Here is an 8,095-nt window from a genome sequence, read left to right on the forward strand (position 1 = left end):
GTCCGGCCGGAGGACGGCAATGAGAGTCATGGCCCAGATGGCGATGGTGATGAACCTCGACAAGTGCATCGGCTGCCACACCTGCTCGGTCACCTGCAAGCAGGCGTGGACCAACCGCAGCGGGGTCGAGTACGTCTGGTTCAACAACGTCGAGACGCGACCGGGCCAGGGCTACCCGCGGACCTACCAGGACCAGGAGCGCTGGCAGGGCGGCTGGACGCTGAACAAGCGCGGCCGACTGACCCTTCGTGCGGGCGGCCGGGTCAAGAAGCTGCTCAGCATCTTCTCCAACCCGCTGATGCCCTCCATCAACGACTACTACGAGCCGTGGACCTACGACTACGAGACCCTCACCAACGCCCCGGCGCAGCAGCACAGCCCGGTCGCGCGGCCGACGTCGCTGCTCTCGGGCAAGACCATGAAGGTCCAGTGGTCGGCGAACTGGGACGACGACCTGGGTGGCGGCCCGAAGCTCACCGAGGACGACCCGATCCTGCAGAAGATCAGCGAGAAGATCACCCTGGACTTCGAGCAGACGTTCATGTTCTACCTGCCCCGGATCTGCGAGCACTGCCTCAACCCGGCCTGCGCGGCGTCGTGCCCGTCGGGCGCGATCTACAAGCGCGCAGAGGACGGGATCGTCCTGGTGGACCAGGACAAGTGCCGGGGCTGGCGCATGTGCGTTACCGGCTGCCCCTACAAGAAGGTCTACTTCAACCACAAGACCGGCAAGGCCGAGAAGTGCACGTTCTGCTACCCCCGGATCGAGGTAGGGCTTCCGACGGTCTGTGCCGAGACCTGCGTGGGCCGACTGCGCTACATCGGTGCTGTGCTGTACGACGCTGACAAGGTGCTGGACGCGGCCAGTGTGCCCAACGAGCACGACCTCTACCAGGCTCAGCGCGAGGTGTTCCTGGACCCCTCGGACCCCGCGGTGCAGCAGGCGGCGGAGGATGCGGGCATCCCGCGGGACTGGGTCGACGCGGCCCAGCGGTCCCCGGTGTGGGCGCTGATCAACCGCTTCGAGGTGGCCCTGCCTCTGCACCCGGAGTACCGCACGTTGCCGATGGTCTGGTACATCCCGCCGCTGTCGCCGGTGGTCGACTCGCTGACCGACACCGGCCACGACGGCGAGAACGCCCCCAACCTGTTCGGCGCCATCGACACCCTTCGCATCCCGGTCGACTACCTCGCGGAGCTGTTCACCGCCGGGGATCCGACTCCGGTCCGCAACGTGCTGGCCCGGCTGGCCGCGATGCGCTCGTTCATGCGCGACATCAACCTCGGGCGGGAGCCCGACCTGTCGATCCCCGATGCCGTCGGGATGACCCCGGAGGACATCGAGGACATGCACCGGCTGCTGGCGATCGCGAAGTACGACGAGCGGTACGTGATCCCGACAGCTCACTCCGAGGACCGCGACCCGTTGCAGATGGCGCACTCCCTGGAGGAGCTTGCCACCGAGTGCTCCCTCGACTACGAGGACGGGCCGGGAATGGGTGGCTCAGGGCCGTTCGGCGAGTCCTCGGGCGGCGCCATTCCCGTTGCCGTCGAGAACTTCCACATGCTCAAGCAGCGGCAGCGCTCGGACACCTTCGTCGACCCGTCCGACGGCCGAGAGCGGATCAACCTGCTGAACTGGGACGGCAACGGCGGGGCGTACCTGCCACCGACACGCGACCCGGATGAGCAGCCGACATGAGCAGGCGGAAGAGCCCTTCGGCCGCCGACCAGGTGATCGCGCTGCAGGCCGCCTCCCTGCTGCTCGGCTACCCCGACGCGGCGCTGTACGCGCAGCTCCCGCTGCTTCGTGAGGCGGCCGACGCTCTGCCCCAGGAGGCCGCCTCATCGTTGCGGCGGATGGTCGACCACCTCGAGGGCCTCGAGCAGCACCAGGCCGAGCAGGCGTACGTGGACCTGTTCGACCTGCGACGTAGGTGCTGTCTGTACCTCACGTACTTCGCGTTCGGCGACACCCGAAAGCGAGGGATGGCTCTGCTGAAGTTCACGCACGCCTACAAGGGCGCCGGGCGCGAGCTCATCGGTGATGAGCTCCCCGACCACCTGTCGGTCGTGTGCGAGTTCGCCGCCGCCGGTGACCTGGCTGCCGGGCTGACTCTGCTCGCGGAGAACCGCGCCGGGATCGAGCTGATCCGGCTCGCCCTCGCCGATGCCGGGTCGGCGTACGTCCACGCCCTCTGCCTGATTCGCGCGGTCCTGCCCGACCCTGCCCCGCAGGACCTGGAACGGGCCATGGACCTGGCGCGGACCGGCCCCCCCGAAGAGGAGGTCGGGCTCGAGCCGTTCGCCCCGCCCGAGTACATGGGGGCGACCCGCCGATGAGCCTCCTGCTGTGGGTGATCATCCCCTACGTCAGCATCGCCGTCTTCGTCGGCGGACACCTCTGGCGCTACCGCTACGACAAGTTCGGCTGGACCACCAGGTCCAGCCAGCTGTACGAGAAGCGCCTCCTTCGGCTCGGGTCGCCGCTGTTCCACTTCGGGATCCTGGGGGTCGCCGGCGGCCACGTCGTCGGCCTGCTCGTCCCCGAGACCTGGACGGACGCCGTGGGCGTCTCGGAGGGCCTCTACCACGGAGCGTCCCTTGCCCTCGGCACGATCGCGGGCCTGGCGACCGTCGTCGGGATGGCGATCCTCATCTACCGCCGACGCACGGTCGGACCGGTCTTCAGCGCCACCACCAAGAACGACAAGGCGATGTACGTGGTGCTTGGCGCGACCATCCTCGCCGGGCTGCTCACGACCGTCCTGTCCAACGCCCTCGGACATCCGCACGACTACCGGCAGACCGTCGCGCCCTGGTTTCGCTCGGTGCTGTCCTTCCGCCCCGACAGCACCCTGATCGAGGCAGCGCCCTGGGGCTTCCAGCTCCACGTCGAACTGGCCTGGCTGCTGTTCGCGTTCTGGCCCTTCACCCGTCTCGTGCACGTCTTCTCGGCCCCGCTCGGATACCTCACCCGTCCATACATCCCGTACCGCTCTCGCGTGGACACGCAGCTCGGCCTGCAAGGCAGCCGTCGCGGCTGGGAGCCTGTCGACTCCGGAGATCGCACATGACGCACGCACCCGTCAACGACCTGACCGCCGTCAGCGCCGAGCTCCTCACCGTCGCCCGCGCGGCGAGCGGACGGGCCACCCGGACGCTGGTCGGTGAGCGCGGCCAGCCCATGCACCAGATGCTGGTCGCGCTGCTCGCCGAAGAGAGCCTCGCCGAGCACGGGAACCCTGGTCAAGCCTCAGTGCAGGTTCTGCACGGAGCTCTGACCGTGACCACAGATGGCCAGTCCTTGGCGGGGCAAGCGGGAAGCCTGATCACCATCCCTGACGAGCCCCACGCCGTGCGCGCCGACCAGGACACCGTCTTCCTCCTCACCGTCGCAACGCGACAAACGTGAGTCGAGGCGAGCTCAAGGAGCGAGCCCACGGGCCCGACCCACCCTGAGTGCCGTGCTGTGGACACACAAAAGCAGCGGGGAACTGGCCCCGTTGCCGCGCTCATCGCCAGCCTGCGCGCGATCACGGCGGAGACGGTCGTCCTCCTCGCCGCGGACATGTGTGGTTCAGCGACGGGCTGCCCCGGTATCCCTTTCGGCGAGCAGAGCACGTCGTACGGTGAACTCCTCGGCGTCGATCTCGCCTCGAGCGAATCGCTCCTCCAGGATCTGCGCGGCCGCAGGCCGCGAAGGGGATGGAGGCGAGTTCGGGTCTCGGCGTTGTGGCGCACCCCGCATCCACCACGCGACGCCGACCACGACGAGAGCCCAGAAGATCAGCATCATCAGGCCCATCGCCCACCATGCGACCGAGTCCCCTCGTCCGCTGTCCCAGAACATCATCCGAACCACCTCTTCACTACGTCCTGTTGCGAACCCTGCCCCTGCAGCCTCCGCGAGGGAAGGGGACAAGGTCCTGCGCACTCAGGACATCCGCCCCCCTGCCGCATGGGCTGCCCTGACCGTCGTCGCGGGTGTTCGGCGTGATGAAAGGGAGGGCTGGAAGCGAACCGCCGACGAGGTCTCCCGGCAGGTCGGCGTACGGCCTCTGGTGCGTACCGTTACTGACAAGGACGGCGCGAGCCAGCCTGCTCGTGAGCCGAACCAGTTCTCGATGGCTGCCCGGTAAAGAGGCTCCAGAACTCACGCTCGCGGCTGCCGCGTTCTACCGGCGAGCCCTGGGCTTGGAGCAGGTGGAGAGCATCCCCGCGTATGCCGAGCTCCGATCGGCGGGGGCTAGGGCTCTACCAGCGTGCCGCCTACGCGCACAACACAGGGGCGGTCAGCCCACCTCCTGCGCCCGGCTTGCCGACAGCGACGGAGCTGTACTTCGCCACCTCCGAGGTGGATGAGGCGTTGCACCGGGGCAGGCGGCGGGCGCCGCGCTGCTCTCGCCGTTGTCCCTTCGGGCCTGGGGAGACGAGGCCGCGTACCTGACCGATCCGGATGACCACGTCGTCGTCATGGCTCGCGCTCAGCAGGGGAAAGGTCTCAGTGCACGAGCTCCTTGAGCGCAGCGTTGATCGCTACGATCCCGACCTTCGCGTCGCAGAAGTACATACCGGTACGGGGGTTGACGTACAGCTCGTTGTCGATCCCGGCGTAGCCGTGCCCCATGGACCGCTTGAGGACGACGACACTCCGGGCCTTGTCCACGTCGAGGATGGGCATCCCGTGGATAGCCGAATCGGGCCGACGGGCCGCCGGGTTCGTGACGTCGTTGGCACCGACGACCAGGGCGACGTCGGCGGTCGGGAGCTCGGCGTTGGACTCGTCGAGGTCCCGCATGAGCTCATACGGGACGTTGGCCTCGGCGAGCAGCACGTTCATGTGCCCCGGCATCCGACCTGCTACTGGATGGATCGCGTAGAGCACCTCGACACCGCGCGCGGTGAGCTGCGCTGCGAGCGCCGCCATCTCGTGCTGCGCCTGGGCCGCCGCCAGGCCGTACCCAGGGACCACGACGACTTTGCTGGCGTAGGCCAGCGAGATCGCGACGTCGTCGGCCGTCGTCGAGCGGATCCCGGCGCCGGGCGAGGGAGCCATCGCGCCCGTCCCCGTGTCGGCGGTGCCGAAGCCGCCCAGAACGATGTGCAGAAGCGAGCGATTCATCGCCACGGCCATCAGCCGAGTCAGGATGCCCCCGGAGGCACCGACCAGCGCTCCTGCGGTGATGAGTACGACGCTGTCCAACATGAAGCCAGCCATGGCCACCGCACTGCCGGTGCAGGCGTTGAGCAGGCTGATGACAACGGGCATATCGGCGCCGCCGATGGGCAGCACCATCGTCACGCCGAGGCCCAGTGCCGCCACTCCGATGGCCACGAGCGCGAGAGTCCCGCCGTTCCCGGCATACAGGACCCCACCCGCGACCACGACGACCGCCGCGAAGCCGCCTGACACGACCCGGATCCCTGGGAACATCACGGGGTTGCCGGAGATGACACCCTGCAGCTTCCCCGCGGCGATCAGCGAGCCGGACAGTGTGAGCGCGCCGATGGCGACATCCAAGATCGCTGCCAGCGCCACCGTCGAGGTCGACGGGACGTTCCCGTGGCGGTGCACGACGTCCACGAAGGCGACCAGTGCGGCAGCCCCACCGCCCGCGGCGTTGAACAGGCTCACCAACTGGGGCATGTCCGTGAGCTGGACGACCCGGGCCCCCCAGGCGCCCGCGGCCGCACCCAGCAGCAGACCGGCCGAGAGCACGAGCACCCCCCGCGGGCGGATCGTGCCGTCCTGGACGAGCACTGCGGTCGTGGTGACCACGGCGACGCCCATGGCAGCGGCCGACAGCAGGTTGCCCCGCCTCGCGGTCCGGGGCGAGTTCATCAGATGCAGTCCGAGCACGAAGCACGCCGCCACCGCCAGGTAGACCAGGTGTGTGGCCGTGTGGAAGCCGCTCACGGCCGGCGCTCCGGGGACGGGGGCCGACGGAACATCCCCAGCATCCGGTCGGTGACGACGTAGCCACCGACGACGTTGACCGCCGCGAGCAGGGCTGCCAGGAAGGCCAGCACATACCCCCACGTCGTGTCGGTGGCGGCGGCGACGAGCATCACGCCGACGACGACAACGCCGTGGATGGCGTTCCCGCCGGACATCAGGGGCGTGTGCAGGGTCGCGGGGACCTTGCCGATCACCTCGATGCCGATGAGCACCGCGAGGACGAACACGGCGATGTCAGTGAACAAGACCTGACTCACGATCTACCTCCCGATCCTGTCGTGCGCACAGCGCCGCTGTGCCCGGGTGGACGACACGACCGGCTTGGGTGATGACGATCGCTGCGCTCACCTCATCCTGAGGATCGAGGACGAGGTGCCCCTCCGGGTAGAGGCTGGCGACCACCGCAAGGACGTTGCGGGCGTAGGCCGTCGAGGCCGCACGTGGCACCGCCGACGGCAGGTTGCCCGCGCCGATGATGATGACGCCGGACTCGGTCACGACCCTCTGGTCCGGGACGGAGCCCTCGACGTTTCCGCCCAGCCGGCCGGCGGCGAGGTCGACGACGACGGACCCGGCGCGCATCCGGTCGAGCGCCTGCGTCGTGACCAGGACGGGCGGGCGCCGGCCGGGGACCTGGGCAGTGGTGATGACGACGTCGTGGTGGCCGATGGCGTCTTGCAGCGCGCAGCGCTGGGCCTTGGCCTCGGCGTCGGTGAGGGCGCGGGCGTACCCGCCCTCGCCCAGGGCGTTCAGGGCTGTGAGGGCGTTCACCTCCAGGTACCGGGCTCCGAGGGACTCGATCTCGCCTCTCGCCTCGGGGCGCACGTCGTACCCGCGCACCACCGCGCCGAGGCGTTTGGCCGTGCCGATGGCCTGGAGCCCGGCGACCCCCGCCCCGAGCACGAGGACCTCCGCCGGTCGGACGGTGCCGGCGGCCGTCATGAGCATCGGGAAGTAGCCCGGGTAGGCGTCGGCCGCCACCAGCACCGCCTTGTAGCCCGCGACGTTCGCCTGCGAGGTGAGCGGGTCCATCGACTGGGCGCGGCTGAGAGTTCGCGGGACCTGATCCAGGCTGACCGCGATCACACCCCTGTCTGCGAGCTCTGCCATCAACTGCGGCTGCTCCAGCGGCGCGAGCATCCCGAGGAGCACCTGACCCTCGCTCAGGGTGCCGGGGTCTGGCACGTGCAGGCTCAGCAGCAGGTGCGCCGAGGCGAGCACCTCCCCCCGTGTCAGCACCTCGCCGCCGACGGCCAGGTAGTCGACGTCCGGGAAGCAGGCCGCACGACCGGCGCCCACCTCGACCAGCACCCGGAACCCGAGCCGGGTCAGCTGACCCGCGACATCAGGGGTGACGGAGACCCGGTGCTCACCCGTTGCGGTCTCGGCCAGCACACCGACCGTCGGGGGAGTCATGGCCTCATCTTCAGAGGTACGACCCATCCGGACTAGGGACGGAGGTCCCCCGCCGGCCGCCCCTTGGTCCCACGGTGCGGCAAGTGGCCTCTTGTGCCGGGTTTGATGGAGACCATCCAGCCACGGAGGATCAAGGAGGGCGGCACCACGGAAGTACCCGGATGCGGCCCGATCTTCTCGGTCCGGATGGACTGCCCCTTCTCGCCAGCGGCAACGCCTTCAAGGCTGGCCCGCTGGCCGGTCAGTGGACTCTGCTCGGTGGAGCGGGGGGCAACGACAAGGGCCGCTGACGCGGGTTCCCCCAGGTCAGCGGCCCTGCCAACGGGTGGAGCTGAGGGTGTGCTGCGTCAGGACATCCCGGACTGATGTCTCAGGACATCCCGGACTAGCCGTGCCGACGTTGGTGGGGTGTCCGCAGCCCGTCTGGTCATCACTGCCGTCGTCCTCGAGGGCCGCCCACCGGCCGAGGTCATCGCTGAGTACGGCGTGTCGAAGTCGTGGCTCTACGAGCTCCTGGCTCGTTACCGCGAGGAGGGCGAAGCGGCGTTCACGGCCCGCTCCCGGCGCCCCGGGCGTCGGGCGTGTCAGATCGTCTGTGTAAGTCGCTGAGGTCCGACGCTGGGGCTGACGCCTCGGACAGGAGACTGCACGATGAAGGCACCGACGCTTGCGAAGACCGCTGTGACCACCTCGGACGACGACATCTCGAACGGCGGC

At 69.1% G+C, this 8,095-nt stretch carries 9 protein-coding genes; 5 read left to right on the forward strand and 4 right to left on the reverse strand.

Features of this window, described 5'->3' with window-relative positions:
- The first annotated feature begins 19 nt into the window (after positions 1-19).
- From narH to Q8R60_11955, 4 genes are read left to right on the forward strand one after another with little or no spacing between them, the layout of a single operon-like run.
- Positions 20-1,702: a nitrate reductase subunit beta gene (gene narH, locus Q8R60_11940; protein ID MDP3713178.1), complete on the forward strand. Its 1,683-nt coding sequence runs from the start codon at positions 20-22 to the stop codon at positions 1,700-1,702.
- Positions 1,699-2,343: a nitrate reductase molybdenum cofactor assembly chaperone gene (narJ, locus tag Q8R60_11945; GenBank protein MDP3713179.1), complete on the forward strand. Its 645-nt coding sequence runs from the start codon at positions 1,699-1,701 to the stop codon at positions 2,341-2,343. The genes narH and narJ overlap by 4 nt, the downstream gene beginning before the upstream one ends.
- A complete protein-coding gene (gene narI / locus Q8R60_11950) occupies positions 2,340-3,077 on the forward strand; it encodes a respiratory nitrate reductase subunit gamma (GenBank protein ID MDP3713180.1) in 738 nt (245 codons plus the stop codon). The genes narJ and narI overlap by 4 nt, the downstream gene beginning before the upstream one ends.
- The gene (locus Q8R60_11955) at positions 3,074-3,415 is read left to right on the forward strand and encodes a LuxR family transcriptional regulator (protein MDP3713181.1); all 342 of its coding nucleotides are present in this window, start codon (positions 3,074-3,076) and stop codon (positions 3,413-3,415) included. Before narI ends, Q8R60_11955 begins: the two co-directional genes overlap by 4 nt.
- Before the next feature lie 165 nt (positions 3,416-3,580).
- Here the strand turns inward: Q8R60_11955 and Q8R60_11960 are convergent, their stop codons facing one another.
- The 4 genes from Q8R60_11960 to Q8R60_11975 all read right to left on the reverse strand — a co-directional run bounded on the left by Q8R60_11960 (position 3,581) and on the right by Q8R60_11975 (position 7,378).
- The gene (locus Q8R60_11960) at positions 3,581-3,856 is read right to left on the reverse strand and encodes an SHOCT domain-containing protein (protein MDP3713182.1); all 276 of its coding nucleotides are present in this window, start codon (positions 3,854-3,856) and stop codon (positions 3,581-3,583) included.
- A 648-nt stretch (positions 3,857-4,504) separates the two neighbouring features.
- Positions 4,505-5,920, reverse strand: a complete 1,416-nt coding sequence (locus tag Q8R60_11965) for an NAD(P)(+) transhydrogenase (Re/Si-specific) subunit beta (protein MDP3713183.1) — start codon at positions 5,918-5,920, stop codon at positions 4,505-4,507.
- The gene (locus Q8R60_11970; protein ID MDP3713184.1) at positions 5,917-6,219 is read right to left on the reverse strand and encodes a proton-translocating transhydrogenase family protein; all 303 of its coding nucleotides are present in this window, start codon (positions 6,217-6,219) and stop codon (positions 5,917-5,919) included. The genes Q8R60_11965 and Q8R60_11970 overlap by 4 nt, the downstream gene beginning before the upstream one ends.
- Complete coding sequence (locus tag Q8R60_11975; protein MDP3713185.1) at positions 6,197-7,378, reverse strand: NAD(P) transhydrogenase subunit alpha; 1,182 nt, start codon at positions 7,376-7,378, stop codon at positions 6,197-6,199. The genes Q8R60_11970 and Q8R60_11975 overlap by 23 nt, the downstream gene beginning before the upstream one ends.
- A gap of 408 nt (positions 7,379-7,786) precedes the next feature.
- Between Q8R60_11975 and Q8R60_11980 the strand changes: the two genes are divergently transcribed.
- Complete coding sequence (locus tag Q8R60_11980; protein MDP3713186.1) at positions 7,787-7,987, forward strand: helix-turn-helix domain-containing protein; 201 nt, start codon at positions 7,787-7,789, stop codon at positions 7,985-7,987.
- Positions 7,988-8,095: the final 108 nt, after the last annotated feature.

The sequence above is a fragment of the Mycobacteriales bacterium genome, from assembly GCA_030697205.1.
Lineage (GTDB): Bacteria > Actinomycetota > Actinomycetes > Mycobacteriales > SCTD01 > JAUYQP01.

Excerpts from the sequence above, each read along its gene's own strand:
- narH (MDP3713178.1), top strand. The coding sequence starts at position 20 with ATGAGAGTCATGGCCCAGATGGCGATGGTGATGAACCTCGACAAGTGC.
- narJ (MDP3713179.1), top strand. The coding sequence starts at position 1,699 with ATGAGCAGGCGGAAGAGCCCTTCGGCCGCCGACCAGGTGATCGCGCTG.
- narI (MDP3713180.1), top strand. The coding sequence starts at position 2,340 with ATGAGCCTCCTGCTGTGGGTGATCATCCCCTACGTCAGCATCGCCGTC.
- Q8R60_11955 (MDP3713181.1), top strand. The coding sequence starts at position 3,074 with ATGACGCACGCACCCGTCAACGACCTGACCGCCGTCAGCGCCGAGCTC.
- Q8R60_11960 (MDP3713182.1), bottom strand. The coding sequence starts at position 3,856 with ATGATGTTCTGGGACAGCGGACGAGGGGACTCGGTCGCATGGTGGGCG.
- Q8R60_11975 (MDP3713185.1), bottom strand. The coding sequence starts at position 7,378 with ATGACTCCCCCGACGGTCGGTGTGCTGGCCGAGACCGCAACGGGTGAG.